This is a genomic window from Nocardia sp. CC213A, from assembly GCF_030766805.1.
Taxonomy (GTDB): domain Bacteria; phylum Actinomycetota; class Actinomycetes; order Mycobacteriales; family Mycobacteriaceae; genus Nocardia; species Nocardia otitidiscaviarum.
Genome location: NZ_JASFXA010000005.1, coordinates 34,367 through 59,530, shown reverse-complemented (window position 1 = coordinate 59,530; position 25,164 = coordinate 34,367). Strand labels below are relative to the sequence as shown.

The window sequence follows — 25,164 nt, the reverse complement described above, 5'->3', positions numbered from 1 at the left end:
TCCCGGACTCGTTGGCTCCCGGACTCGTCGGCTCCGGACTCGTCGGCTCCTGGACTCGTCGGCTCCGGACTCGTCGGCTCCGGACCTAGCGTCCGGAGCCGACGGGTGTCGGATCAGCGCGGCGCCATCCGAATGGCGCCGTCGAGGCGAATGGTCTCGCCGTTGAGCATGGGGTTCTCCACGATGTGGCGCACCAGGGCGGCGAATTCGGTGGGGTTGCCCAGCCGCGAGGGGTGCGGCACCTGTGCCTCCAGCGAGGCGATGGCCTCATCGGAGAGCGTCGCGAACAGCGGCGTGCGGAACAGGCCGGGCGCGATGGTGTTCACGCGGATCTTGTAGCCCGACAGGTCGCGCGCGATCGGCAGGGTCATGCCGACGATTCCACCCTTGGAGGCCGAGTAGGCGGCTTGACCGATCTGGCCGTCGTAGGCGGCCACCGAGGCGGTGTTGACGATGACGCCCCGTTCGCCCTCGGCCTCCTCGGTGGCGGCCATGCGCTCGGCCGCCAGGCGGATCACATTGAACGACCCGATCAGGTTGACGTTGACCACCTTGGTGAAGGCGTCGAGCGGGAACGCGCCCTTCTTGCTCACCGTGCGGATGGCATTGCCGATTCCCGCGCAGTTCACCGCGATTCGCAGCGTGCCGAGTCCGGCGGCGGCATCCAGCGCGGCGGTGACGTCCGCTTCGCTGGTCACATCGCCCGGTGCGAAGGTCGCGCGCTCGCCGAGTTCCTCGGCCACGGCCTTGCCGTCGGACGACGGAAGATCGAGGATGACGACCGAGGCTCCGGCGCCGTGCAGCTCACGCACGGTGGCCAGGCCGAGTCCGGAAGCGCCGCCGGTCACCACCGCGACGGTATCTGCTGTCTTCACAAAACCTCCTGTTACTAGGTCTTGTTAATGTAGATTCTCGGCTTCTGGTGTGGAAGGGGGGTACCCCACAACCCCTTTCACGGCGGTGGTTACCGGTGAGTATCAAACCGAGGGTGAAGCATGGTACCGGTCGGTTCACGAGATCCGTCGAATTTCTGGGGGTGATTTCCGGCGCGTCGGGAGGTGGGAATCCGCCTGATACGAGAGAATTTCCAGTCGGGACCGTGCCCGAGGACGGTGCGCCCCGCCGCGACCACACCGAAGCTTCACCGACCGCCGAGAGGGTACGACGATGCCGCACGACGCGCCTCGCTCCGCGGAAATGTTGAAGTCGTACAAAAAGATGTCGCGCTGGTATCCGGCACTGCCCCCCGAGGACGGGGCCGGCGCTGAGGACGCGCACGTCGCACCGGTATTCGGCGACGACGGCGGAACGGGCGGATTCCCGCACTACATCCGCGACGACGATGTGGAGGTCGTACCCCCCGTCGACGAGTCACTGTTCCGGCGCAGCCACTACACCGGGCGCTGGTCGGACTGGGTGACCGATCGCGCTCCGGCCTTCCGGCCACGCGAACGTCCGGCCGATCTACTGCCCTTCCCGGCCGACCTGGACGGCGGGCGCGGCGACAGCGGGGACGGGGAATTGGACGACGCGGCGCTATCGCGGGCGGCGTCGGACCCCGCCGCCGCGCGTGGCGCGAAAGCCGCTGCCGCGTCGGCGAAGTTCCGGCGTCGCCGCCTCGTCGCCCTGGCCGCCGTCCTGATAGCCGTTCTGTTGCTGACCCTCGCGGGCGGCGTTGCGCTCTATGTGCTCCATTCCCGTGGCGCCACAGCGCAATCCGTGGGCACCATGGTTGTCGGCGGTCGCACCACCACGCCGGTGATCCCGGCGGGATAAGAGGGAGCACGGACATGGATCAGGACTGGAGCCGCTGGCTCGACGAGACCCCCGAGGAGGGTGAGCCGTCGGGTCGGCCCGCGCGCGCTCCGGTGGTACGCCTGCGCAAGCGGCGCGAACACTCCGGCGACGGCGAACCCGACCCGCGCCCGATCCTGGTGGTCGGCGGCTGCGGCGGGGCCGGAACCACCACCACCGCACTCGGGCTGGCCGGGGAGTTGAGCTCGGCCGGAGCGCAGGCGGCGGCCGTGGACGCCACCTCGGCCGGAAGCGATCTGGCCCTGCGGGGCGCGGACGAACACCTGAGCCCGATCAGTCTGCAGGCGTGGCTGTACGGCCGCGGGGACGGTGAACCCGCGCCGCTGAAGGAATGCCTGTCGCGCGCCACCTCCGGCATCGGACTGCTCTGGCGCGACGCCGCCCCGCTGCGCCGCCGCGCCACCTACCTGACCGTGGCGCGCGGCATTCACGACTCCGGCTACACCGGGGTGTACGACGGCGGCAATCCCATTGCCAGCCGCCATCTGCGGCCGTTGCTGGAGGACGCCGATATCGCGCTGGTGCTCGCCATTCCGGCGCGCGCCGACGCCGCCAACCGGCTGCGCCTGACCTTGGAGTGGCTCGACGACAACTTCAGCGGACAGGGCGAGGGGCAGGGCGACGGCATCGTCGGCGACACCGTGGTGGCCGTCTCCCATCAGCTGCCCCATGGTGACTCGCGGGTCGCTGATCATTTGCGGGAACATCTCACCGGCTGGGTGCGGGATATCCGTGAGATTCCCTACGATCCGCACCTCGCGCGGGGTGAACTGGTGCGGCACAGCGACCTCGCGCCGGAGACACGCCGTGCGTATCGCCGCCTGCTTGCTGGAGTGGCATCATGACCGCAGCCATGAAGGAACACCGATCCGAACCCGCCATGGCGGCAGGTGTCGTGCCGCCGCCCGAACCACTTCGCGCACCCATCTGGGACCGACCGGTCCCCGGCGCCGGACGTGCTCCGCTGGTCTGGCTGCTGGGTGTGCACGGCGGGGCGGGCGCGTCCACGCTCGCGCATGTGCTCGCGCCCGCGGCGGATTCGCATCGCCGCTGGCCCGGAGGTTTCGACCGCGAATCACCGTTCGTCGTACTCGTCGCCCGCGAAACGATCTCCGGCCTGAGCCGCGCCCACGACCTGCTGCGCCAGCACCTCGCGGACCTCGCCGGTCCCTGTGAGGTGCTCGGCCTGGTGACCGTGGCGGCGCGCCCGGGCCGCATTCCCGCGGAGATCCGGCGCTACCGCGATCTGGTGGGTTCGCTGGCCGGTCAGGTGTGGCAGGTGCCGTGGCACGAGGAGTGGACGCTGGTCGAAGCCGACCAGTTGCCGGTCTGGTCGCCCGGTGACCCCCTGCCGCAGCAGCGGAAGCGCAAATCCGATCCGCTGCACGAGGTTCCGCTCGATATCCGCGAGCTCGGTGCGGGCATCGTGGCGGCGGTCCGGGAGGCGCTCGCCGAACCGGACCCGGAATTGGACGACGACGACTAGACCCCGGGAGAGCGATATGCGCCGAACACTCGATCTTTCGCCCCGACCGGGGTCATGGGATGCTGTAACCCGCAGCGTCCCTTCGCATTTGGATAAGACCATCGAGTCGGTCGCTGCCGGGGCCGCGCGGGCCACGGTACGCGACAGTGTGATCGACGATGTGCTAGTGGAGAAGGACAGATCATGAGCATGCTCCTCGCCGTGCACGACGCGTACGGTGCCGTCCTCGCGCAGGTCGGGAATCCGACCCCGGAGGCCCCGCCCGCGTCGGACAAACTATTGAAACTTGTTCGGTATTTCACCTGGTTCGTGCTGTTGTCCGGAATCCTCGGAATCACCTACGCGGGCGGCAAGTTCGCGTGGGAGAAGTGGACAGGAGGCGGTTTGGAATCCCCGAAGATGGTGGCTGGCGCCATGATCGGCGGCATCATCGCCACCAGTGCCGGCACGATCATGAATGCGGCGATCGGCTGATGTCCGCCTCCGCGGTGGTCACCGTGCTGGCCTACAAGCAGATGCCGGCGGACGTGATCCGGCCGATCATGCAGCTGATCGACTGGCTGCTGTGGTGCGTACTGCTGTTCTGCATGGCGTGGATGATCCTGTCCGCGGGCAAGCTGTGGTACGCGTTCCGCGGCGACATGGCCGCCAACGAGGCGACGCACGGGGTGGTGATGAGTCTGATCGGCGCCATCATGGCGAGTTCGGCCAGCGGCATCGCCCTCGCGTTGCTGCCAACGTAGGGACGCAACGGATTCCGATGGCTCCCACCCTCGCCCCCGCCCGCCTGCGCCGTGCCGTCGGCGTTCTCGGCGTCGCCGTGCTGGCCACCGCCGGCTGCGACGGCGAGGTGGCGGACCCGTCCGCGCCCTCCGGGGTGCGCTGGCAGGTGTACCAGGGGGTGTCGCTGCCGCACACCGACCAGGGTCCGAGCAGCGACTCCGGGGGCGCCGCAACGGGTTTCGAACGATCCCGAGCCGGTGCCGCCGTCGCGGCGATCACCCACACCATCCGATTGCTGGTGGCCACCGACACCCAGTGGCCGACCGTGCTCGACGCCGCGGCGATACCCGGCCCGGCCCGGGACGGCTGGGCGGTCACCAGAACACAACTGTCCATTGCCGGGCCCGCCGCACCGGAGTACGCGCCGCGGCTGCTCGGCTTCCGCATCACCGGCTACACCGAGGACAGATCCACCGTCGATGTCTACACCGAATACGCCGACAGCTCCCGGGCGGTGAACCACACCACCGTGGAATGGTTCCGAGACGATTGGCGGCTGCGGCTGCCAGAGCCCGACTCGACCGCCCCGACGGTCGAGGCCATCGATGAATTGCCCACCGACATAGTGACCGTGGAGGCACCGAAATGAGCGAGAAGGAGCCGTCCGAGCGCGGCGGCGTCTCGTTCGGTGTCATCGCGTCCGCGGCCCTGCTCGCCCTGATCCTGATCGCGGGCGTGGTCATGTGGGTGGGCCGCGACGACGACCCCGGCGAGCCCGCGGCGACGGGCGACGCACCCCCGGCCGTGGCGGGCGACACCGGGGCCACCGGATTCGCTCAGCCGGAGGTCGACATCTTCGGACGGCGCGTGGACGTGCCGAACAATCCGGCGGGGCAACCGCTGACGCAGGACGCCTCCGCCCAGCGGGAGCCCTCCGATCCGGACTGGCTGACCGCCGCGCCGCGCGGCACCACCGGACCGGGCGGCTGGCAGCGGGTATTCGGGGCGTCGGTGCCCTTCTCCACCTCCGACGGCCCGACCCGCCTGGAAGACGGTCTGGCCGTGGGGTATTCGCACACACCGCAGGGTGCGGTGCTGGCGGCGGCGCAGATCACCTATCGGCTCAACGCTCGCCCCGCCGACCGCACCCTGTACGTGCGCCAGGTGCGGGTGTCGGCCCAGCAGGTCGCCGCCTACGACCAGGCGCTGGCCGACGAACGGCTGCCGAAACAGCAGCCGGAGAAGGTGACCCGCTACCTGGTGGCGCCGGATGCCTTCCAGGTGGAGAACTATGCCGACGACATGGCGATCGTGCGGCTGGCGGCGCGCGGTCCCGTGGTGGACGGCAGACAGCTGTGGGCGGCGGTACGCCTGATCATGGTGTGGGACGCGGGGGACTGGCGGCTCAAACCGGCGACGGCGCGCGGCTCGCAGACCGAATACGTGGATTCGCTTGCGGGGTGGACGAAATGGTGAATGACCTGGCAGCAGATCAGGAGAGGTGGATCACATGCTGAGGCGCATCGTCACGATCCTCGCGGTCGTGTTCACCGTCATGGTCGCGACTCCGACGGTATCGCACGCTCAGTACGGTTTCGACCAGGCCTGCAACGAATTACACGACTCCCTCGACGGCCTCGGCATCCCCGGCATCTCCCTCGGTGATGCCGCGTCGGCGGCCTGCAAGGCCGGCAATGTGGCCACGCACCCGGGCGACGCCGCCGCGGCCGTCCGGGACAAGGCGTGGGACTCCACCTTCGGCAAGGTGGTGGACTCGCTCATGAACGGTTTGGGCGAAGCGTTGATCCTGGCGTTGACCTTCTGGATGAAGGTGCCCAACGAACGGGTCTCGGACTCCGGGGCGCTGTTCACGAAGATCAACGACTACACCTATCAGGCCCAGATACTCCTGCTCATGGTGTCGGTGATCATCTCCGGGGCCAGACTCGCGGAAGCCAAACGCGGGGCGGCCATGAGCGAGGCCGCCGAATCCTTCCGCATGTTCGCGCGCGTGATCTTCAGCTCCTGGATGCTGGGGGCGGTGATCGTCGCGGGCACCCAGGCATCGGATCGCTTCTCCGAGTGGGTGATCAACGACGCCACCGACGGCAATGCCCAGAACCTCGCCGAACTCATGGTGAAAACCGCCAAGCTGCAAGCGTTCTCGCCGGGCCTGGTGCTGATCATCGCCATCGTCGGCCTGCTCGGCGCGCTGGCGCAGATCGTGCTCGCCATCGTGCGGCAGGGGTTGCTGGTGGTGGCGGCGGGCGTGCTGCCGCTGGCCGCGGCCTCCTCCGGGACCAATACCGGAAAACAGGCGTATCCACGCCTGATCGCGTGGATCATCGCCTTCATGCTCTACAAACCGGTGGCGGCGATCGTCTACATGATCGCCTTCACCACCGCCGGGCACGTGGACGAACTGACCACCACCGCGGGTCTGCCGGACGCCGACCAGGCGCAGCGCATGCTGGTCGCCATCGTGCTGCTGTGCAGTGCCGCGTTCGTGCTGCCGGTGCTCATGCGCCTGGTGACCCCGGCGGTGTCCATCGTCGGCAGCGGCGGTTCGGGTCTGACCGCCACCACCGGCACCCTGGTCGGCGTGGCCGCCCTGGGCGCGGTCGGCAGCCGTGCGGTGGCGGTGAAGTCCACCGCCGCACCCGGCACCGCCGGATACGTGAATCGCGGCGGCAAGCCGCCGGGCGGAACCGGAGGCGGCGGACCGCGACCCGGAGGCGGCGGACCGCGGCCGACACCGCCGCCGCGCGGTGGTGGTGGCGGGGCCGCCGCGGGCAATCCGCAGGGCGGCGGGCAGGCAGGCGTACCGTCCGGTGCGTCCCGCGTGGCGGGGCGGGTCGCGTCCATGCGATCCGCGACCGCCGGAGCCAACCGTGCCGAAACCGCCATGGGCGATATGGCCGGTGACCGCTGGACCAACCGTTCACCCGACCTCGGCAGGAGCACCATTCCGCGATGACCACCACCGAGAGCTACGAGCGCCGCGCCTACGGGCTGTGGCAGAAGCCGCGCAGCGCGGGCCTGTTCGGCCTGCGCTGGGGTGAGACCGTGGTCGGCTTCGCCGTCGTCATCACCGCGCTGCTGACCGCGCTCGTCGCGGGGCCGAAACCCGCGTTCGTGGTGGCGGGATTCGGTTTGGTCGTGATGGTTCCACTGGTCTGGCGGACGGGGGGCCGCTCCGGATACGAGAACGGATTGATGATGTTCCATTGGTTGCGTGGCCGCAGCAAGGGTGAGCATGTGTACCGGGGCGGTCGGTTCTCCCGGATTCCGGGCGGCGTCACCCGACTGCCGGGTCTGATGGCCCCGTCGCGGCTCTACGAGGGCATCGACGCGGGCGGCTACAGCTTCGGCATGATCCACCTACCGCAATTCGGGCAGTACACGGTGGTGTTGCGCGCCTGGCCGCAGGGGCACGAGGCGGTCGACCAGCCCGTCATCGACCGCTGGGTGTCGGCATGGGGCACCTTCCTGGCGTCGCTGGGGCAGACCTCCGACATCGTCGCGGTGGTGCCCGTCATCGACACCGTCCCCGAGACCGGAAACCGTTTGCTCACCGAGGTTTCCGCCATCACCCGGCCGGAAGCCCCGGATCTGGCACAGCAGGTGATGTACGAGCTGGCCACCGAACTGCCGCAGGAGCGGGTGCAGCTGCTGCCGCGGGTGGCCATTACGTTCAAGGCCACCACGGCGGAGCGGCGGAAGAATCCCGCGGAGGAGGCCGTCGAGATCGGCCGTCGCCTGCCCGGGATCTGCGCGGCGCTGGCCGAGGCCGGGGTGCGCGCGCAGCCCATGTCGGCCGACGAGGTGATCTCCTTCATCCGGCGCAGCTACGATCCGGCCGCGCAGGCGGATCTGGAGGTGGCGGCGGGCGAACCCGGTGGGCACGGGCTGGATTGGGCCGATGCCGGGCCGGTGTCGCACGAGGAGCGCTGGGACCACTTCATCCACGACGGCGGCCGGTCGGTCACCTGGGAGATGGACACCGCGCCCGAGGGTGCGGTGGACGAGCGGGTGCTGCAACGGCTGCTCGCACCGAATCCCGAGGTGCCGCGCAAGCGCATCGCCATCGTGTACCGGCCGCACTCCGCCGGTGACGCCGCCCAGATCGTGGACGACGACTACAAGAACGCGCTGGTCGCGCAGCAGAGCGAGCGCGGCGTGGTGTCGGCGGCGGCCACGCTGCGGGTCGGCGCGACGCAGCAGGCGCGTGAGGAGCAGGCCCGCGGACACGGTGTCACCCGATTCGGCGCGCTGGTCACCATCACCGAGCCGCTGCGCGGTGACCTGCCGCGGATCGAGGCCATCACCCGCGACCTGTCCACCCAGGCCCGACTGAAGATCCGGCGCTGCTACCGCTACCAGGCGGCCGCGTTCGCGGCCTCGCTCGGCTGCGGCGTCATCCTGCCGGAGCACGCCACCATCCCGAAAGCGCTTGTGGGGTAATCCACCATGGCCCGTGACGTCGAACCACCCGTCCGCGAACGCGATGCCGCGCCCACCCGGCGCGGCGGTCGCCGCGACATCCCCAGCCTCCCCGTGGAACCCGCGGAGACGCCCCGGGACCGCGCGCCGTCGGAACCCGCCGACCTCCGCCAGGGCCAACCCCGCCGCCGCGACCACGAACGCCCCCGCCGCGGCACCCTGCCCGACCGCCGCCTGCTCCGCCGCGAACCCCCCGCCGACCCCGAGGCCCTGGAACGCGAACGTGCCCGCGAGGCGGCAGCGGGCGCCCGCACCGTCCCCCGCGAGCCGTCGCGCCGCGAATCCGCCGGTGCCCCGGTAGCTTCGGAGCCGACCACCGCGCGCCCAGCCACGTCGGATCCCGCCGCACCGAAGCCCCGAGCACGCCGCACCTCGGAAGCCGGTCGCCCCGCGCGGACATCCTCCGGCACCGACCGCCGAGCCGAACCCCCCGCGCGTGACGCGAAGACCGCTGCGCCCGACCCGAAGTCCGTTCCACGCGAGGCGACAAGCGCCCCCCGAGACGCCGGCCCCGCCACCCGTGCAAAGGCGGCCCGCGACGCCGCCGCACCGCAGCGGCCCCCGCGCGAAAGCTCGGCCCCCACCCGCGGTGCGCGCGACGATGTGATGCCCGCGCGGGGCTCGCGTGACGGTGCGGCATCCGGACGGGTCCCGTCTGACCACGCGGGGTCGGCACGCGGTGCGCGCGACGATGTGATGCCCGCGCGGGGCTCGCGTGACGGTGCGGCATCCGGACGGGTATCGCCTGACCACACGGGGTCGGCACGCGTAGCGCGTGATGGTGCCGCCGCGCGTCCGCCGCGGGGCGGCCCTGCGGCGCGTCCGGCGGACGGTGACGCGGCCGCCGGGCGGCCGGGGCGCGCCGAGGTGATTGCCGCCGGGGAGACCGGGGACCTCGACATACCGACGCGACCCGCCGCGAGTTCGGCACGGCCGGCGGGCGATTCATCCGAGACAACCGCGACTCCTACCGAATCACGCCTGGCGCGTGTTCGCCGCGCCCTGCTGCCGAAGCGTGCCGCCCGGAAATCCGCGCAGCGCGATCCGGCGTCGTACCCGCCGCTGGACATGGCCGAGGCCGTCACGGCCGCCGGGGAATTCGACCCGTTCCACGCGGACCGACCCGAGCCTGTCCGAGAGCTCGCGGAGGGTGCGGCGGACACCGTGGGTTCGCGTGGGGACGCGTCGGCGTCGGATTCACCGCGCGCGCACGGCATGTCCGAGGATGCGGTGCGGGCGCGGCGGGCCGAGCTGGAATCCGCTGCGACCGAACCGAAGCCGATCGACGCCGCGGATCGCGCCGCCGCGCGCGCCGCGGATGCCGAGCGTCAGCACGCCGACCGCACTCGAGCGGATCCGGAGCACGCCGCTCGCACCCCGGGTTCGAAGGGCGCGGACACCTCCGATGCCGCATCTTCGCGTCGCGCCGGGAAGAGCGCGCGAGCGGCATCGGCCGCGTCCGCCGGCACCGCTGCGGGAACCGTTCCGCCCCGGCGGGGGAAGCTGAGCCCGCCGACGCTGTGGGACGACGAGGCAGCCGGTGCCAGCGGCGAATCCGAGATGCGCCCATGGTCGGAAACCGATGGGGGAGCGGCACCCTCGCCCGAAGACGCATCGCGCGGCGCGGTGCGCTCCGGCGGCCCGACGCGGCGCGGAGTGGTATCGTCCGGCAAGGAGCGTGGCCGCGACGGTGCCGAACGCGCCCGAACGGCGGCCGCCGCCAACCCCGCGAACCCTGCGGCCGCCGTCAACCCCGCGAACCCTGCGGCCGCCGTCAACCCCGCGAACCCTGCGGCCGCCGTCAACCCCGCGAACCCTGCGGCCGCCGTCAACCCCGCGAACCCTGCGCCCGCCGTCAACCCCGCGAACCCTGCGCCCGCACCGCGTGACACCGGCGGTGATGACGCCGCGCGGCCCGGGCGGCGCGCGGATCGCGCCACGGGCGGTGCGGCATCGGATACCGACGTCCGGGACGAGACCCGTGCGCGAGGCGCGACCGGGCGATCGGATGCGACCCCGCCGGAAGCGGAGGGCGTGCGGAGGGAACATCGGCGACACACCGCAGCGGAACATGCTGGTGCGGCAGCGGCTTCGGCTGGTGCGGCAGCGAAACCCACTGTGGCCCAACGCGAGATCGAGGTAGGTCCGGCAGCGGGGGCCGCACACGGCGCGATCGCGCTCGGTACCGCGGCGACCGTGGACCGCGATGACGCGCGCGATGCGGCGGTAACCGATGCGGACCAGGCGGGAATCGGACCGGCCCGTACCGGCGCAGTGAACCCGGAACCGACAGCACGGGACAGCCGCCGCGAAACCGCTCCCACCGGTCACGAGCGCGATATCCGCGGACTTGCCGATCCCGGTCGCATCGATACCGAGCGCGCTTCCGGTCGCCTCGATACCGAACTTGCCGATTCCGGTGCCGATGATGCTGAGCTCGTCGGTGGTGAGCGCGGCGAGCCGGAACCCGCACCGTTCGATGAGAACCGCACGGCCGCACCCGCCGTGCGGCGGCAGCGCGACGACGAGCCCACGGGCGGGGCGGAGTTCTCCGTCCGAGAGTGCCGCGATTCCGGTGCGATTCGGCGTGGGCACGGAAATACCGGCATGGATTCGGAATCGGAGCAGCCTGCTGACGTATCCCACTCTGCCGCGCGCACGGCGGTCGCCGAGGTTTCCGGCGCTGATGCGCGTGGCCCGGTTGCTGACGGCTCAGGTCCCCGGTCGCGCGAGGTGGCGCCTGGCGAGGCCGCCTCTGACGCCTGTGGTCCGGCGGCTGACGCTTCCGGTCCCGACGCACGTGAGGCGGTCGCTGACGCTTCCGGTCCCGACGCACGGGAGGCGGTCGCCGACGCTTCCGGTCCCGACGCACGGGAGGCGGTCGCCGACGCTACCGGTCCCGACGGACGGGAGGCGGTCGCCGAGGCTTCCAGTTCCGATGGACGTGGTCCGGTGGCCGACGGCTCCGGTCCCGAGTCGCGCGAGGTGGTGGCTGACGGATCCCGTTCCGTGGCGCGTGGTCCGGCGGCGGATGCTTCCGGTTCCGACGCGCACGAGGCCGGTGCTGCCGGGGCCGGGGGGCGTGGTACCGAGGGCGCGCGGCGGGTGGAGCGTGTGGGGGAGCGTCGTGGGCATCGAGAGGTGGAGGCCGCTGTGCGTGATCGGCGTGTGAGTGAACAGCCCGGACGGGAGCGTCGGGAGGAGGAGCCGGCGCGGCGGGAAGGGCGGCGGGCCGTTGCTCCGGGACGGGAGCGTCGGGAGGCGGAGCTCGCGTCCCGACGGCGCGGGGAGGACGGGGCACGGGAGCGGCGTGCAGCCGACGACGGTGCTCGCGAGCGGCGGGACGGGGAAACCCGGCAGCGGCCGCGAGCGGAACACCCGGTGCGTGAGCGCGGGCGGGGTACGGATCTGCCGGAAGGGGAGCGCATGCGCAAGGCGGAACCGGGGCGGGATCGTGCCAAGGACGCCGGTGGGCGACGCCCCGTCGAGGGGGATCGACAGCCCGGCCGCGAGAACGGACGCGGGCGGGCCGTCGAGGGCGACCGCGTGCACCTGGGTGGACGCGCCGCGACACCCCGACGACCGCGACGGCCCCGCCACGAAACCCCACCGGTCGAACGGACCGGCCGCGGCCGCCGAACCGGCCGGGGCGCGGACAAACCCGACCGGGCCGCACTGGCGGCTGAGCGCGCCGAGCAGCGGCAGCGAGCCAAGGCGCGCAAGGGCGGCAAGCAGAAGCAGTCCGGTCCGAAACTGCTCGACGACTCCACCCGTGCCCGGCTCGAGGCCGTCGCCCGGGAGAAGAACGGCCTCGGCGCGGCCTGGGCGGCGTTCCGGCTGCACACCGACGATCTGCGCCGCCGCAACTTCGCCGCCCGCGTGGAGCGCATGGAGTACGGCAGCCACGACGAATTCGACCGCACCACAGCCCAACTCACCGACCGCGGCTATCTCGGTGAGGGCGGCGGCCGGATGAACGTGATCGGCCGCCCGGTCGAATACCGCGCCACCACCGCGCAGGTCGCGGGCCTGTGGCCGTGGTCGGTCGGCGCGGGCGCGCCACTGATCGGCACGCCGCTGGGGTCGCACCTGCACACCGGCGCTCCGGTCTGCTTCGACCCCATGAACTGGTTCATGCGCGGCAGCTTCATCACCGCGCCGAGCCTGTTCGTGCTGGGCCTCAACGGTTTCGGCAAATCCTCGCTGGTGCGCCGCATCGTGCTGGGCGGTGTCGCACAGGGCATCACCCCGCTCATCCTGGCCGATGTCAAGCCCGACTACCGCAAACTGGTGGAGTTGGTCGGCGGCCAGGTCATCGATCTCGGTTACGGGCACGGCAAACTCAATCCCCTGGCCGCGGGCGTGCTCGGCTCCATCGTCCCTCGCTTGTCCGAATTGCCCGCTCTGCAAACGCAGGTGGTGCAGGAGATGCGCGCCCGCCAGGTCACGCTCATCGCCGGTCTGGTCGAACTGGTGCGCGGCGCCCGGGTACGCGACTACGAGGAAACCCTCATCTCCACCGGCCTGCGCATCCTCTACCGCGAGGGCAGCGGCTTCACCCCGGACCAGCCGCCCATCCTGGAGAACCTGCTCGAGGTCATCGTGGCGGGCGGCGACGAGCTGAAACTCGATGCGGGCGCGGACGACGACACCGAGTACCAGAACGCCATCAAGGGGCTGCGCCGCTCGCTGCGTGCGCTCACCCAGGGTCCCTTCGGCGCGGTCTTCAACGGCCACACCACCACGCCGATCGACACCGCGGCCACCGCCGTCTGCATCGACGTCTCGCATATCCCCAACGGGGACAAGAAGCTCAAGGCCGCTGTCATGCTGGCCTGCTGGGCCGACGGTTTCGCCTCCGTGGAGGCGGCCCATGTGCTGGCCGACGCGGATATGGGTCCGCAGCGCTACTTCCAGGTGGTGATGGACGAGCTGTGGCAGGTGCTCGGCCTGGGCGACTTCATGGTCGACCGCGTGGACGAGTTGACCCGTCTGCAACGCAGTATCGCCACCGCGCTCATCATGATCAGCCACACCATCAAGGATCTGCAGGCGCTGGGTTCGGAGGCGGCCATCGCCAAGGCACTCGGCTTCCTGGAGCGGGCGCGCGCCAAGATATTCGGCGCGCTGCCGGCGGAGGAGATCGCGCGGCTGGATTCGACGGTGCCCTTCACTGCTGCCGAGGAGGAGATGGTGACCAGTTGGTCCGCGCCGCAGGCGCTGACGGGTGAGGCGCTCAAACCGGGCCAGCACCGCCCGTCCGCACCCGGTACCGGCAAGTTCCTGCTGAAGATCGGCGAGGACCGGCGACCCGGCATCCCGTTCCATATGGAGTTCACGCCCTCGGAGCGGGAGAGCGGCATCCACGACACCAACCAGCGTTTCAGCGAGTTCACCGAATCCACCTCGCACCGTGGCTCGGACGAGGAGGGTGCCGCATGATGCCGCATCGGTCGTACCGAAGAGTCTCCCCGGAGGTCCGGCAGGCCGCCGTCGAACAGGTCATCGCGCTGACGGGCAAGCTACGCAGCGAATCCGAGGCGTGCCGGGTGGTGGCCGATCAGATCGGCGTGCACACCAATTCGGTGCGCAACTGGGTCCGCGCCGCCGAGGGACCGGGCCTGGAGCGCATGGACGCCACCGCGCTGCGCCGCAAAGTGGCGCTGCTGCAACAGCAGTTGGCCGCCGCCGCCGAGATGAACCGGACCCTGGTCGAAACCCTCAACGACGCCAAGCGCGGCATATGACGGCATCCGGCACCGGACACGCCGACTCGGGAAAACCGCAGGTATCGCCCCGCGACCGGCGGGGACGACTAGCCTGGAACGGTAGTCCGGTGAAACGCGCGAACCTGGTGGTGATGCTGGTGGCGAGCGTCGCGGTGTTGGTCATGTCCTGTGGTTCCGACGGCGACGATCCCGGATCCGCGCCGGGCTGGAGTCCGCCCACGTCCACCACCAGGCTGTTGGAGGAGGCCCCGGCTCCCGACCCGTCGACCCCGGAGGGGGTCGCGGTGACGGCGCTGCACGAGATCTTCACCTGGCATCCCGCCACCGAGGGTGAGGGCGCGGCGCTGGCGCGGGCGCGGGAATGGCTCGGTCCCAGCTTGATCCGTACCCTGGACAGCACAGCGACCGCGGTCGAGACGCCGAAGGCGACCGTGCGGTGGGCCGAGTGGAGCAGCGCCGGCGCCACCGTCGAGGCATTCACCTTCGCCTCCGGCGTGGCGGCGCCGGGCACCGACCCGAACCGGCAGCAGTACAAGATCGGCATCGAACAGACCGTCGTGTACCCGGACGGGCGGCGCGAACCGCTGCCGCCGACGACGGTCGTCGCCACCGTCGTCCGCACCGCGGACGGCTGGCGGCTCGACGAATTCCGTTGAGCGGCAACGACTGACAGGTCATCCCAGGAGGCAGAGATGGCGAAGAAGAAAGTGCAGGATCCGGCCGTACCCGGTCCGGATGCGACCCTGTATCTGATCTACGCGGGCTTCGCGCTGTTCGGAACCCTGTGGGTGGCCCTGCAACTGGGCAATCAGCTCTCCACGCCCCCGCAGGATCTCCCGATCAACCCGATCGCCCTCGGGTTCGGATTGGGCCGCGGCGAGCTGACCTGGCCCACCGCGTCCACGGTCATCGTGGTGCTGGTGGTGCTCGCCGCCGTGACCTACCTCGTGGTCAAGCGGAAGATGAAGACGCGCAAGTCCGTCGGCCGACTGGCGGTGGACGACAAGGCCGACCACATGGGCAGCGGCAGCGCCATCGGCCCGCTCACCGAGGCCGGGGTGCGGGACAAGGCCAAGCAGCTGGGCATGCGACTGGGGCGCGACGACACGCCGGGCGTCCCGATCGGCGTGGCCGTCGCGGACGGCCAGATGGTGTACGGCTCCTACGAGGACCTGCACGTCGACATCTGGGGTCCGCGCCAGGGCAAGACGACCTCGCGGGTCATTCCGGCCATTCTCACCGCCATCGGTCCGGTGCTCACCACCTCCAACAAGCGGGACGTGGTGGACGCGACCCGGGATGTGCGCGAGGGCAAGGGCAGTCGTACGTTCGTCTTCGACCCGCAGGGCGTCGCGGACGAGGAACCGACCTGGTACTGGGACCCGCTGGCATGGGTGGACGCGCACAGCCCCGGGTGTGAGGTGCGCGCGGTACGCCTGGCCGGTCACTTCGCCGACGGTGACGACAGCTCCGGGCCGCAGGTCACCACCGACTCCTACTTCGATCAAGAGGCCGAGGACCTGCTCGCCGGCCTGTTCCTGGCCGCCGCCGTGGACAACCGACCCATCATCCAGGTGTGGGACTGGGTCAACAACTGGCGTGACACCGAGCCGGTGGAGTTGCTGCGCCGCGCGGGCCAGCACTTCATGGCCTCCGGTCTGGCGCAGCAGTTCAACGTCGACGACCGCACCCGCAGCGGCATCTTCGGTTCCGCCAAGAAGATGGTGCGCTGTCTGAAGCTGTCGAATGTGCACCCGTGGATCACGCCGGGTGACACCCGTACCCGGGACGGCCGCACCGTCAACCGGATCCAGTTCGACGAACTCGAGTTCATCGAGGGCAACGGCACGCTCTACAGCCTCTCCCTGGAGGGCCGCGGGTCGGCGGCGCCGCTGGTCAGCGCCCTCACCGAGGCCGTGATCGACGTGGCCACGCACAAGGCGTCGCGCTCGCCGGGCGGTCGCCTGCCCATTCCCATGCTGGCGGTGCTCGACGAGGCCGCGAACGTGGTGCGCTGGAAGGATCTGCCGAAGCAGTACTCGCACTTCGGATCTCGCGGCATCGTGGTGATGACGGTGTTGCAGTCCTGGGCGCAGGGTGCGCGCTGCTGGGGCGTCGACGGCATGGAGGCACTGTGGGCCGCGGCCAATATCAAGGTGCTGGGCAGCGGCGTGGACGACAACAAGTTCCTGCAGGAGCGCTCCGAGCAGATCGGCGAGTACGAGACCATCTCGGCCTCGGTCTCGGAATCCAAGGGCGGCAAGAGCTATTCTCGCTCGCTGAGCTCGTCCAAGACCTTCAATGTGCACGCCCTGGCCACTCTGCCACGTGGGCGCGCCATCGTATTCTCCTCCGGCACACCGCCGGTACTCGTTCGGACCGTGCCGTGGTGGGAGGGCGAGTACGCTGCCGAAGTGAAGAAGTCGATCGCTCACCACGATCCGTCTCCGCACAAGAAGACCGAGATCGCCGACCTCATCGGCGCTCCCTCGCTGATCAAAGCGCCTCCGGGGCACGACGCCGGACAGATTGAGGAGGTCAGGCCGCTGTGAACGAACAGCAGCAACAGCCGATGGTCTACTCCAGCGTGGTGGAGTTCGTGGAGAACTACCTATCCCTGGTGTACCGGCGGCAGGTGACCGATATCAGCGATACGGTCTGGTGCCCGGAGTGGTGGAAGCACGCGGAGGCGGTGGCCCGGCTCGACGCCATGTGGCGGGCATGGGAGCACTACCGCCTGGACGGCAAGACCGGTCTGTCGGTGTGGTTTCTGGATCACGCGGACCCGCATATGGCGAAGCTGTTCGACCCCAAGGGGCCGTTCAAGTATTGCAGTGTGCGCAACGGGCACAAGGATATGCTGACGCCGCTGCCGCTGAAGTCGCCGCAGCAGGGCCTGTTCAGCGATCCGACCATGGGAGATTTCCGGATCTGAGCCGGAGCCGGGATCATGCGACCGAGCGCCGTCGCCGACTGGCGGATCGTCTGTCGAGAACGGATCCGATCCGCCTGAGCGCTCCGTCGCACTCCCCGACCAGTAACCGAAGAAGGATCAGCGCCGCGTCAGGAACGCACGCGCTGTAGTCCCCGAGCTTCCTGTTCGCGAGCCCGCCGCTGTACCGCCGCGGCCTCCTCCTGTCGAGCCCGTACCGCGTCGGCCGCCGACTGCGCCTGCCCAACCTCGAGCAGCATCCGCACGGCGGCGAGCTCGGGTGCGATGCCCATGCGAGTCAGGTGCTGCGCCAAGGCGGCACGCCGCTCCACGGAGTCGTATCGAACCAACGGTTTGGACATCGCTGCCTGCGTGGCGGCCATGCGGGTGGCCTCGGCCTGCGCGGCGAAACGGTCCTTCTCCAGCGAAACGCCCTTGTCCAGCGGTGGCTTCTCGATCATGCGAGCGAGTTCCACATTGCGTGGATCCTTGGCCTTGGAGTCAGCGGCCTCCCGGAGCTGACGCTCACGGGCTTCCTTCTGACGGGCCTCGGTAACCTTGACGCGGGCTTCCGCTTCTTTCTGGCCACGTTCCCGGGTGCGCAGCGCGACAAGTGTCGCGAGCTGCAACATTTGCCTCATCATCGCCGCGGTTTCGCGGCCGATGTCGTCGAGTTCCTCGGCCATTGCCTGCTCCCCGATGCTGCAGTGATCACTATGGATGATTGTGGTGCTTCGTCACGGACATCGCCACACGAACGGTGGTTCGGGTAGCGGTGTCCCGCCTGCAAACGTGGACACCGGGAGCACTCGAGGCGCGGCACTTGCCCGGTGGGGGTCGCCCGATGGGATTACTACGCCGCTTCGTACTCCGTTCTATGAGGTTACCAGCGAGAACTCGGATACCGCCGTACGCGCGCGTCGCTATCCAGCATATATCGCACAATTCCGACATGAACCGGAAAACTTCGTATTTTCTTTGGTTAGGAAACCCTTACGCCGAAGGTTCGATCATGGGTTTCGGGCGGGTCGCCGGAAAAGAACCGGCCCCGGCGCACCAGGTGCGCCGGGGCCGAATGTCGCTGGTGGTCAGTCGATTCCGCAGTACCCACCGGGTCGTTCGTTTAAACCCGCGAGCGGTACCGATCTGTCGGATCAGTCGATCTGCACCGACTCCAGGGTGACCTGTAGGTTCGGCTTACCGCCACCCGGGCTGGGCTCCATCGAGCCGTCGTCGCCGGCGGCGGCGATCTTGTCCAGGGTCTCCAGACCGGTCTCGTCGATGGTGCCGAAGATGGTGTACTGCGGCGGCAACTGTGAATCGCCGAAGACCAGGAAGAACTGGCTGCCGTTGGTGCCGGTGCCGTCCGGGCTGGGGCCGCTGTTGGCCATGGCGATGACGCCGCGCTGGTACTTCACCGGCACCGACTGGGCGGTCGGGTCGCCGGGGGCGTACTGGTCCGTCGGGTACTCGTTGTCGAAGGCGTAGCCCGGACCGCCCATGCCGGTGCCGGTCGGGTCGCCGCACTGCAGGATCTTCAGACCCGACGTGCTCAGTCGGTGGCAGCTGGTGCCGTCGAAGTACTTCTGACTGGCCAGGCTCGCGAAACTATTGGTGGTGCAGGGGGATTCGGCATTGTTGAGGGTCAGGCCGATGGGGCCCTGGCTGGTCTGCATGCTCACGCTCAGCGTGGCGTCGTCGCCGGTGGTCCGGATGCCCTCGGTGCGGGGCTTGTCCACCGGGCGGGCCGCCTCGCCCGAATCCCGATACGTGCAGTTCACCAGTTCCGGCTTGGGCGTGGCCGACGGGGGCGCGGAGGCCAGCGACGCCTCCGGGGTCTCCGACGTGGTAGCGGTGGTGGCCGTATCGTCGTCACCACGGGTCAGGTAGTAGATGCCGACACCCGCCGCCACCGCCACCACGACACCCAAGGCCGATGCCGCGATGGTGAGCTGCTTGCGCTTGCGGGCCCGCGCGGCCCGATTGGCCAGTTGACGCTCCAGCTTGCGTTTCGCCGCAGCGCGTCGCTGTTCATTGCTCGGCACTAGGTGGTCCCTCCGTGGTCGGTTGTATCGGCATAAGAGTGTGCCATCAGTTCCTGAGGCCATCCTGTACAACCGCCGCACGAGCCCGCGAGGTCGGGCCGGGTAAACCGGTTGGACTTGCGAAATACCGGTTTGGAAGACTGGAGACGTGACCGATACCAGCAGCTTCAAGGCCCCGAAGGGTGTCCCCGATTACCTGCCGCCGACCTCGGCGGAGTTCGTCGCCGTGCGCGACGGCCTGATCCGCGCCGCGCGACTGGCCGGGTACGGGCATATCGAGCTGCCGGTGTTCGAGGAGACCGCCCTGTTCGCCCGGGGGGTGGGCGAGTCCACCGACGTGGTCAGCAAGGAGATGTGGACCTTCGCCGACCGCAAGGGGCAGAGCTACACGCTGCGTCCCGAGGGGACGGCCGGGGTGATGCGCGCGGTCATCGAGCACAATCTCGACCGTGGGCAGCTGCCGGTGAAGCTCTGCTACGCCGGGCCGTTCTTCCGCTACGAGCGGCCGCAGGCCGGTCGGTACCGCCAGTTGCAGCAGGTCGGCGTGGAGGCCATCGGGGTCGACGATCCGGCCCTCGACGCCGAGGTCATCGCCATCGCCGATGCCGGATTCCGCGCGCTCGGACTGACCGGGTTCCGGCTGGAGATCACCTCCCTCGGTGACGAGACCTGTCGTCCGCAGTACCGGGAGCTGTTGCAGGAGTTCCTGTTCAGGCTGCCCTTGGACGAGGAGACCCGCCGCCGGGCCGAGATCAACCCGCTGCGCGTGCTCGACGACAAGCGGCCGCAGGTGCAGGAACTGGTGGCCGACGCGCCGCTCATGATCGACCACCTGTCCGAATCGGCGAAGGCGCACTTCGACCAGGTGCTCGGCCTGCTCGACGCGCTCGGGGTGCCGTATGTGGTGAATCCGCGCATGGTGCGCGGACTCGACTACTACACCAAGACCACCTTCGAATTCGTGCACGACGGGCTGGGCGCGCAGTCCGGCATCGGCGGTGGCGGCCGCTACGACGGGCTGATGGCCCAGCTCGGCGGGCAGCCGCTCTCCGGTATCGGCTTCGGCCTGGGCGTCGACCGCACGGTGCTGGCCCTGCGGGCCGAGGGCACGTCGGCCGGTGACGCCGCCAGCTGCGACGTCTACGGCGTCCCGCTCGGCGATATCGCCCAACAGCACCTGGTGGTGCTGGCCGCGCGACTGCGCGCGGCCGGAATCCGCACCGACCTGGCCTACGGTGGCCGCAGCATGAAGAGCGCCATCAAAGCGGCCGACAAGTCCGGCGCCCGCCTGGCGCTCGTGCTCGGCGACCGTGAGGTGGCCGAGGGCGAGATCGGCCTCAAGGACCTGCGCACCGGCGAGCAGCGCCAGGTCGCCCTGGACGATGTGGTGGCGGAGGTGACCGCGGCGCTGGCCACCGAGTGATATTCCGGCGGTCGGCGCGGGGGTTTCGTGGTGCCGAGTGGTGCGGTGGGCGCGGGTCATTCGTGGAGCCGGGTGAACGCGGATGTCGGGTTTCGTGGAGCCGGGTGAACGCGGGCGTGGGGTTTTCGTGGTGTCGGGGTGAAGGTGGGCGCGGGCGGTGGGGATGCTGGTAGCGTCCCGGTCGGTGTGCGGGCCGCTGTGTCCGCGCGGACGTACACCCACCCTCACCTGGACGAATGCGCACCCGTGACTGAACAACCGAATGTCGAGCCCACCCCGGCGGTGGGGCTGGACCTCATCGCTCCCGAGATGTACGCCCCCGCGCTGCGCCGTTTGGCGCTCGCCGCGCTGGGGGTGGGGATAGGCGTCGGCCTGCTCTCGGCCCTCTTCGTGAGCTGGCCGATCGCGCTGGCGGTGGCGCTGGTGCTGGGGCTGCCGACCGCCCTGTACGCACTTGCCGCGCAGCGCCGCCGAATGTCGCTGGCGGGCACCGTGATCCACGCCCAGACCTGGCGCGGGAAACATACGCTCGATATCGCGGCCGCCACCGGTGTGGAGGTGCTGGTCTACTCCGGCCGCCTCAGCCGGGTGGTGCTGCGCGTCACCGCCGCGCCCGACACCCGCATCATCCCGCTGGCCATGTACACCGATGCCGGGGGTGGCCGCGAACTCCACCTGCTGGGGCTGCGCCGCCTGGCCGACGCCCTGGCGGCCTGCCCGCTGGCCGCCGCGCTGGCCGTATCGGGCGTGCTGGTGCACCAGCTGCGGGCCGAGGCCCGCGACGCGGTGGCCGAGGAGCGCCCCCTCTACCGGGCCGCCCGCATGGTCCGTGACCGCGACGCGGTGCAGCCGGTGGTACTCAGTGATCGCGATATCGCCGAACTCGTGAAGTAGTCGAACAGCCCAGCCGTAGGGACCGAAGCAAGCCCAGCCGCCGTGGCGCAACCAGTCTCGGCCTCGGGGCCGGGTCAGGGTCGGGTCAGGGTGGAGATCATCCGGCAGCCCGATCCCACCGCGACCCGCCGTCCTTACTGTCGTGAATATGACTGGGCGCGACAGAGTTTCGGGCGAGCATCCGCACAGACCCTGCCGGTTGGACCGGCGTCGGTTCCTCGGCACGGCCGCGGCGGTACCGCTGCTGGTGGCCTTGGCCTCATGTTCGTCGGCCGCACCGCGCCGTTCGACCGGACCGGATCTGACCGGAATGGACCCGGCCGTCCGACCGCAGGATGACCTGTACCGGCATGTGAACGGCGCGTGGTTGCGCGAGGTCGAACTGCCTCCCGACAAACCGGCCTACGGCGCGTTCGAGGAACTCATCGACGGCACCGAGGATCGGCTGCGGGAACTGCTGGAGGAGCCGTCGGGGGCGCGGCGGGGTACCGACGAGCAGCGGCTGCACCACCTCTACCGCGCCTTCCTCGATACCGCCGCCCGCGACCGTGCCGGTATCGAACCCCTCGCCGATCTGCTGTCGGAGATCGAGAAGGCCACGGACAAAACCGATCTCGCGCGGATCGCCGGTAAGCTCACCACATTCGGCGCACCCGGGCCGATCGGCGTCCGCATCCAGCCCGATCGCAAGGATCCGAGTCGGCACCGGGCCTACCTCGTACAGTCCGGACTCGGCATGCCGGACCGATCCTTCTACCTCGACGCCGAATACGACGCCCAGCGCGGCGCGTACCGCACCTATCTCGAACGCATCGCCACCGCGGCGGGTATGGCGGCCCCGGCCGAGATCGCCGCTCGCACCCTCGCGTTGGAGACCGAGATCGCCCGCGGCCATGTGGAACTGGTGGAGCTCATCGCGTCGCTGTCCTCCTACCAGCCGTATGCGTGGCGGCAATTGCCGGAACTGGCACCGGGATTCGACTGGGACGCCTGGCTGGCCGGAGTGACCGACGCTCCGGCGGCGTTCGACACGATCGTGGCCGATCAGCCCGGTCACCTCACCGCGATGGCTCGCCTCTGGGCCGCTACCGATCCGGCCACGCTGCGCGACTACCTGCGGCTGCTGGTCGTCACCCGCTACGCGCCCACGCTGTCCACCCCGTTCACCGAGGCCCACTTCGAGTTCTTCGACCGCACTCTGGAAGGCACCCGGCAACCTCGCCAGCCGTGGCGAACCGCTCTGCGAGTGATCCGGGAACGGCTCGGTGACGCCCTCGGCCGCCGGTACGCCGAACGGTATTTCCCGGCCGAATCCCGCGCACTCGTCGAGGAGTTGGTCACCGACCTGCTCAGCGCCTACCGCACCGCGTTGTCGGAGACCACGTGGATGTCCGAGGGCACCCGCAGGGAGGCGCTCGCCAAGGTGGACCGGGTCGTCCCGCTGGTGGGCTACCCGGAGAACTGGCGCGACTACAGTGGCCTCGACTTCCCCGACGGCTCGCTGATCGCTGCCCTGCGCGCCGCCGACGCCTTCGAATTCCGCTGGCAGCTGGCCAAACTCGGCCGACCGGTGGATCGTGCCGAGTGGAGTATACTGACCCCCTCCGACGTGAACGCCAGTTACAGCTGGGAACTGAACCACATCTGCCTCCCGGCGGCCATCCTGCAGCCCCCGTTCTTCGACCCGGACGCCGACGCGGCGGTGAACTACGGCGGCATCGGCATGGTGATCGCCCACGAGATGGGTCACGGATTCGACAGCGGCGGCTCGAAATTCGACGCCGGCGGCAGTCTGCGCGACTGGTGGACCGCGGCGGACAAGGCCGCGTTCGAGGCCAAGACCCGGCTGGTGATCGAGCAGTACGATCCGCTGGTTCCGGCGGGGCTCGCCCCGGAACACCATGTCGACGGGGCGCTCACCGTCATCGAGAATCTGGCCGATCTGCGCGGTATGGCCACGGCGCTGGCCGCCTTCCGACTGGCCGAACGGCGGCGCGGCAATGCGACCCCAGACTACCGTCCGGTCTTTCTCGCCTACGCCCGCATGTGGCGGGCGGCGGCGAGCCCGGAGTACACGGCCACCATGCTCGCCCTCGACTCGCACTCACCCGCCGAATTCCGGGTGAACCAGGTGGTTCGCAACATGCCGGAGTTCTACACCGCGTTCGAGGTGCGGTCGTCGGATCGACTGTATCTGGCGGAGTCGACGCGGGTCGCCATGTGACACTCCGCGGGTGATTGGCCGACCGTGTTGCAGGGGTGGGGGAGAATCGGCACATCACCGCCCGTCGAAAGGATCGTCCGTGCGCAGCCACCCGCCGAGTCCCACCCGCCGCACCCGCGAGTCGGAGGCGTAGGCGACGGTGGCGGTGTTCGACGCGCAGGCGCTCATCGATTCGGGCCGGCGCCGCATCTGCGAAGGATGCGGTTTCCTGGTCGGGACGAATACGCCCCGCTGTCCGCGCTGTGGGCATACGGCCGCCGCCCCGCCGACGTCGGACCAGCCGACGACACCGACCCGGTCGACGACCAGGACCCAGCCGAGGACGAGCGCCCAGCCGACGGGATCGGCCAGCCGGGTGCCCCGCCAGCGTTCCACGGCCGCGCGCAAGCGGGCGGCCCGGTTCGACGCCGCCGTCGGGGACGGCGAAGTCACCGAGTACGGGCTCGGCGGTATGGCCGGGGTGCCGGACCGCACCATATGGATCGTCTCCCACGGTGTTCCGAAGGCCCAGGGCTCCATGGTCGCGATCGGCCCCGGTCAGCTCCGGGCCGCCGACAAGGATATGTACGTCTGGCGCGACACCATCGCCGCGGACGCCCTGCTCCGAGTGGGTATCCGCTGGCGGCCCATCGACGCACCGGTCCATATCGACGTGTGCTTCACCCTGCCGTTCCCGCAGCGCTTCGAGGACCAGTCGGAGCGGATCGCCGGACTCGACCCCGAGTGCCCGCCCCGCATCCCCGCCATGCAGACTCCCGACCGCGACAAACTGCTGCGCGCGGTGCAGGACGCGCTCTCCCTGCCGAATCCGGGCAATCGCAGCGAGGCCGAATCCCAGGGCATGGCCAGCCGCTTCAAACTGGTCACCGACGATTCCCGCTTCGTCTACGGCTCGGAGGCGAAAACCTATCCGCGCCCGGGACATACGCATTCATGGGCGCTGGACCGGCCGGGCGCCGTGATCCGGCTGTCCATGATCGACGCCGATGTCGACCCCATGCCCCGGCCCACCCTGCGCGATCCCGGCGCGCTCCCGCCTCGGGTGGCGGCGCTGCACGAGGAGGTCGTGCGCCGCAATCGCCTGTCGAGCCTGGGCGGTTGACCCGGCTACGGGTTGTCGCGGGTCTGCGCTCTCCGACCTGATCGAGTCTCAGCGCGGCAGCCACGAGGACGAGCTGCCGCCGGGCACGGACGACCGCTACCAGCCGGGTCGCAGGTGGCTACGTCGGCAGGGGGTCCGGATCTGGCGAGATCGATTCCACCCGATCGCATTCCGCGCGGCGTAGCGGATCGTTCTCGACGCGCTACCTCCTTCTGGGAAACGTAGTATCCTCGTGCGAAACAATAGCCCGGAGGGTGAGATGGCAGGCCGGGTCCCGTGGTCACGGAC

General features: G+C 70.1%; 24 protein-coding genes. 18 read left to right on the top strand and 6 right to left on the bottom strand.

The window, feature by feature from the left end; all coding sequences use genetic code 11:
- Positions 1–113 precede the first annotated feature (113 nt).
- Positions 114–875 carry a 3-hydroxyacyl-CoA dehydrogenase gene (locus QJS31_RS11010; protein ID WP_143981565.1) on the bottom strand — a complete coding sequence of 254 codons (762 nt, stop codon included), beginning with the start codon at positions 873–875 and terminating at the stop codon, positions 114–116.
- 322 nt (positions 876–1,197) lie between these two features.
- Between QJS31_RS11010 and QJS31_RS11005 the strand changes: the two genes are divergently transcribed.
- The 9 genes from QJS31_RS11005 (at position 1,198) to QJS31_RS10965 (ending at position 8,488) form a co-directional block, all read left to right on the top strand.
- Complete coding sequence (locus QJS31_RS11005) at positions 1,198–1,776, top strand: hypothetical protein (protein WP_282785573.1); 579 nt, start codon at positions 1,198–1,200, stop codon at positions 1,774–1,776.
- A 14-nt stretch (positions 1,777–1,790) separates the two neighbouring features.
- The gene (locus QJS31_RS11000) at positions 1,791–2,660 is read left to right on the top strand and encodes a hypothetical protein (RefSeq protein ID WP_029924304.1); all 870 of its coding nucleotides are present in this window, start codon (positions 1,791–1,793) and stop codon (positions 2,658–2,660) included.
- Entirely contained in the window at positions 2,657–3,301 is a 645-nt protein-coding gene (locus QJS31_RS10995) for a hypothetical protein (protein WP_306356588.1), read from the top strand. The genes QJS31_RS11000 and QJS31_RS10995 overlap by 4 nt, the downstream gene beginning before the upstream one ends.
- Positions 3,302–3,484: 183 nt before the next feature.
- Positions 3,485–3,775: a hypothetical protein gene (locus tag QJS31_RS10990; protein ID WP_029924306.1), complete on the top strand. Its 291-nt coding sequence runs from the start codon at positions 3,485–3,487 to the stop codon at positions 3,773–3,775.
- Positions 3,775–4,044, top strand: coding sequence for a hypothetical protein (locus QJS31_RS10985; protein ID WP_029924307.1), 270 nt, complete (start codon positions 3,775–3,777; stop codon positions 4,042–4,044). The genes QJS31_RS10990 and QJS31_RS10985 overlap by 1 nt, the downstream gene beginning before the upstream one ends.
- A 17-nt stretch (positions 4,045–4,061) precedes the next feature.
- On the top strand, positions 4,062–4,673 hold the full coding sequence (locus tag QJS31_RS10980; protein WP_306356587.1) for a hypothetical protein: 612 nt from the start codon (positions 4,062–4,064) through the stop codon (positions 4,671–4,673).
- Positions 4,670–5,500 (top strand): hypothetical protein, encoded by an 831-nt coding sequence (locus QJS31_RS10975; protein WP_306356586.1) that lies wholly within the window; start codon positions 4,670–4,672, stop codon positions 5,498–5,500. Before QJS31_RS10980 ends, QJS31_RS10975 begins: the two co-directional genes overlap by 4 nt.
- Before the next feature lie 34 nt (positions 5,501–5,534).
- Positions 5,535–7,001, top strand: a complete 1,467-nt coding sequence (locus tag QJS31_RS10970; protein ID WP_306356585.1) for a hypothetical protein — start codon at positions 5,535–5,537, stop codon at positions 6,999–7,001.
- Positions 6,998–8,488, top strand: a complete 1,491-nt coding sequence (locus tag QJS31_RS10965) for an SCO6880 family protein (protein WP_029924311.1) — start codon at positions 6,998–7,000, stop codon at positions 8,486–8,488. Before QJS31_RS10970 ends, QJS31_RS10965 begins: the two co-directional genes overlap by 4 nt.
- A gap of 1,014 nt (positions 8,489–9,502) precedes the next feature.
- Here the strand turns inward: QJS31_RS10965 and QJS31_RS10960 are convergent.
- Positions 9,503–9,640, bottom strand: a complete 138-nt coding sequence (locus QJS31_RS10960) for a hypothetical protein (RefSeq protein ID WP_306356584.1) — start codon at positions 9,638–9,640, stop codon at positions 9,503–9,505.
- An 84-nt stretch (positions 9,641–9,724) separates the two neighbouring features.
- Positions 9,725–9,892 (bottom strand): hypothetical protein, encoded by a 168-nt coding sequence (locus tag QJS31_RS10955; protein ID WP_306356583.1) that lies wholly within the window; start codon positions 9,890–9,892, stop codon positions 9,725–9,727.
- A gap of 2,061 nt (positions 9,893–11,953) precedes the next feature.
- Between QJS31_RS10955 and QJS31_RS10950 the strand changes: the two genes are divergently transcribed.
- The 5 genes from QJS31_RS10950 (at position 11,954) to QJS31_RS10930 (ending at position 17,191) form a co-directional block, all read left to right on the top strand.
- Positions 11,954–13,969: a hypothetical protein gene (locus tag QJS31_RS10950; protein WP_306356582.1), complete on the top strand. Its 2,016-nt coding sequence runs from the start codon at positions 11,954–11,956 to the stop codon at positions 13,967–13,969.
- Positions 13,966–14,274, top strand: a complete 309-nt coding sequence (locus QJS31_RS10945; RefSeq protein WP_039815235.1) for a transposase — start codon at positions 13,966–13,968, stop codon at positions 14,272–14,274. Before QJS31_RS10950 ends, QJS31_RS10945 begins: the two co-directional genes overlap by 4 nt.
- 89 nt (positions 14,275–14,363) lie before the next feature.
- A complete protein-coding gene (locus tag QJS31_RS10940; RefSeq protein WP_306356581.1) occupies positions 14,364–14,912 on the top strand; it encodes a hypothetical protein in 549 nt (182 codons plus the stop codon).
- A 36-nt stretch (positions 14,913–14,948) separates the two neighbouring features.
- On the top strand, positions 14,949–16,808 hold the full coding sequence (locus QJS31_RS10935) for a type IV secretory system conjugative DNA transfer family protein (RefSeq protein WP_282783519.1): 1,860 nt from the start codon (positions 14,949–14,951) through the stop codon (positions 16,806–16,808).
- Positions 16,805–17,191 carry a DUF4913 domain-containing protein gene (locus tag QJS31_RS10930; RefSeq protein WP_282783517.1) on the top strand — a complete coding sequence of 129 codons (387 nt, stop codon included), beginning with the start codon at positions 16,805–16,807 and terminating at the stop codon, positions 17,189–17,191. The genes QJS31_RS10935 and QJS31_RS10930 overlap by 4 nt, the downstream gene beginning before the upstream one ends.
- Before the next feature lie 128 nt (positions 17,192–17,319).
- On the opposite strand, the gene QJS31_RS10925 is transcribed toward QJS31_RS10930, so the two are convergent.
- Both QJS31_RS10925 and QJS31_RS10920 read right to left on the bottom strand, forming a co-directional pair.
- Complete coding sequence (locus QJS31_RS10925) at positions 17,320–17,874, bottom strand: hypothetical protein (RefSeq protein WP_039815232.1); 555 nt, start codon at positions 17,872–17,874, stop codon at positions 17,320–17,322.
- Positions 17,875–18,342: 468 nt separating this feature from the next.
- Positions 18,343–19,233, bottom strand: a complete 891-nt coding sequence (locus tag QJS31_RS10920; RefSeq protein ID WP_306356580.1) for a peptidylprolyl isomerase — start codon at positions 19,231–19,233, stop codon at positions 18,343–18,345.
- Positions 19,234–19,381: 148 nt separating this feature from the next.
- Here QJS31_RS10920 and hisS point away from each other — a divergent pair, with 148 nt between their 5' ends.
- The 3 genes from hisS (at position 19,382) to QJS31_RS10905 (ending at position 23,774) form a co-directional block, all read left to right on the top strand.
- Positions 19,382–20,656 carry a histidine--tRNA ligase gene (hisS, locus tag QJS31_RS10915; RefSeq protein ID WP_282783511.1) on the top strand — a complete coding sequence of 425 codons (1,275 nt, stop codon included), beginning with the start codon at positions 19,382–19,384 and terminating at the stop codon, positions 20,654–20,656.
- 246 nt (positions 20,657–20,902) lie between these two features.
- On the top strand, positions 20,903–21,550 hold the full coding sequence (locus tag QJS31_RS10910; RefSeq protein WP_282783509.1) for a hypothetical protein: 648 nt from the start codon (positions 20,903–20,905) through the stop codon (positions 21,548–21,550).
- Between the two features lie 148 nt (positions 21,551–21,698).
- Positions 21,699–23,774, top strand: a complete 2,076-nt coding sequence (locus tag QJS31_RS10905) for a M13 family metallopeptidase (RefSeq protein WP_306356579.1) — start codon at positions 21,699–21,701, stop codon at positions 23,772–23,774.
- Positions 23,775–23,828: 54 nt separating this feature from the next.
- Here QJS31_RS10905 and QJS31_RS10900 read toward each other — a convergent pair whose 3' ends face one another.
- On the bottom strand, positions 23,829–24,149 hold the full coding sequence (locus QJS31_RS10900) for a hypothetical protein (protein WP_306356578.1): 321 nt from the start codon (positions 24,147–24,149) through the stop codon (positions 23,829–23,831).
- On the opposite strand from QJS31_RS10900, the gene QJS31_RS10895 reads away from it, so the two are divergent.
- The gene (locus tag QJS31_RS10895) at positions 24,130–24,876 is read left to right on the top strand and encodes a hypothetical protein (protein ID WP_306356577.1); all 747 of its coding nucleotides are present in this window, start codon (positions 24,130–24,132) and stop codon (positions 24,874–24,876) included. The genes QJS31_RS10900 and QJS31_RS10895 overlap by 20 nt on opposite strands.
- Positions 24,877–25,164: the final 288 nt, after the last annotated feature.

Excerpts from the sequence above, each read along its gene's own strand:
- QJS31_RS11005 (WP_282785573.1), top strand. The coding sequence starts at position 1,198 with ATGTTGAAGTCGTACAAAAAGATGTCGCGCTGGTATCCGGCACTGCCC.
- QJS31_RS11000 (WP_029924304.1), top strand. The coding sequence starts at position 1,791 with ATGGATCAGGACTGGAGCCGCTGGCTCGACGAGACCCCCGAGGAGGGT.
- QJS31_RS10995 (WP_306356588.1), top strand. The coding sequence starts at position 2,657 with ATGACCGCAGCCATGAAGGAACACCGATCCGAACCCGCCATGGCGGCA.
- QJS31_RS10990 (WP_029924306.1), top strand. The coding sequence starts at position 3,485 with ATGAGCATGCTCCTCGCCGTGCACGACGCGTACGGTGCCGTCCTCGCG.
- QJS31_RS10985 (WP_029924307.1), top strand. The coding sequence starts at position 3,775 with ATGTCCGCCTCCGCGGTGGTCACCGTGCTGGCCTACAAGCAGATGCCG.
- QJS31_RS10980 (WP_306356587.1), top strand. The coding sequence starts at position 4,062 with ATGGCTCCCACCCTCGCCCCCGCCCGCCTGCGCCGTGCCGTCGGCGTT.
- QJS31_RS10975 (WP_306356586.1), top strand. The coding sequence starts at position 4,670 with ATGAGCGAGAAGGAGCCGTCCGAGCGCGGCGGCGTCTCGTTCGGTGTC.
- QJS31_RS10970 (WP_306356585.1), top strand. The coding sequence starts at position 5,535 with ATGCTGAGGCGCATCGTCACGATCCTCGCGGTCGTGTTCACCGTCATG.
- QJS31_RS10965 (WP_029924311.1), top strand. The coding sequence starts at position 6,998 with ATGACCACCACCGAGAGCTACGAGCGCCGCGCCTACGGGCTGTGGCAG.
- QJS31_RS10950 (WP_306356582.1), top strand. The coding sequence starts at position 11,954 with ATGCGCAAGGCGGAACCGGGGCGGGATCGTGCCAAGGACGCCGGTGGG.
- QJS31_RS10945 (WP_039815235.1), top strand. The coding sequence starts at position 13,966 with ATGATGCCGCATCGGTCGTACCGAAGAGTCTCCCCGGAGGTCCGGCAG.
- QJS31_RS10935 (WP_282783519.1), top strand. The coding sequence starts at position 14,949 with ATGGCGAAGAAGAAAGTGCAGGATCCGGCCGTACCCGGTCCGGATGCG.
- QJS31_RS10925 (WP_039815232.1), bottom strand. The coding sequence starts at position 17,874 with ATGGCCGAGGAACTCGACGACATCGGCCGCGAAACCGCGGCGATGATG.
- QJS31_RS10905 (WP_306356579.1), top strand. The coding sequence starts at position 21,699 with ATGACTGGGCGCGACAGAGTTTCGGGCGAGCATCCGCACAGACCCTGC.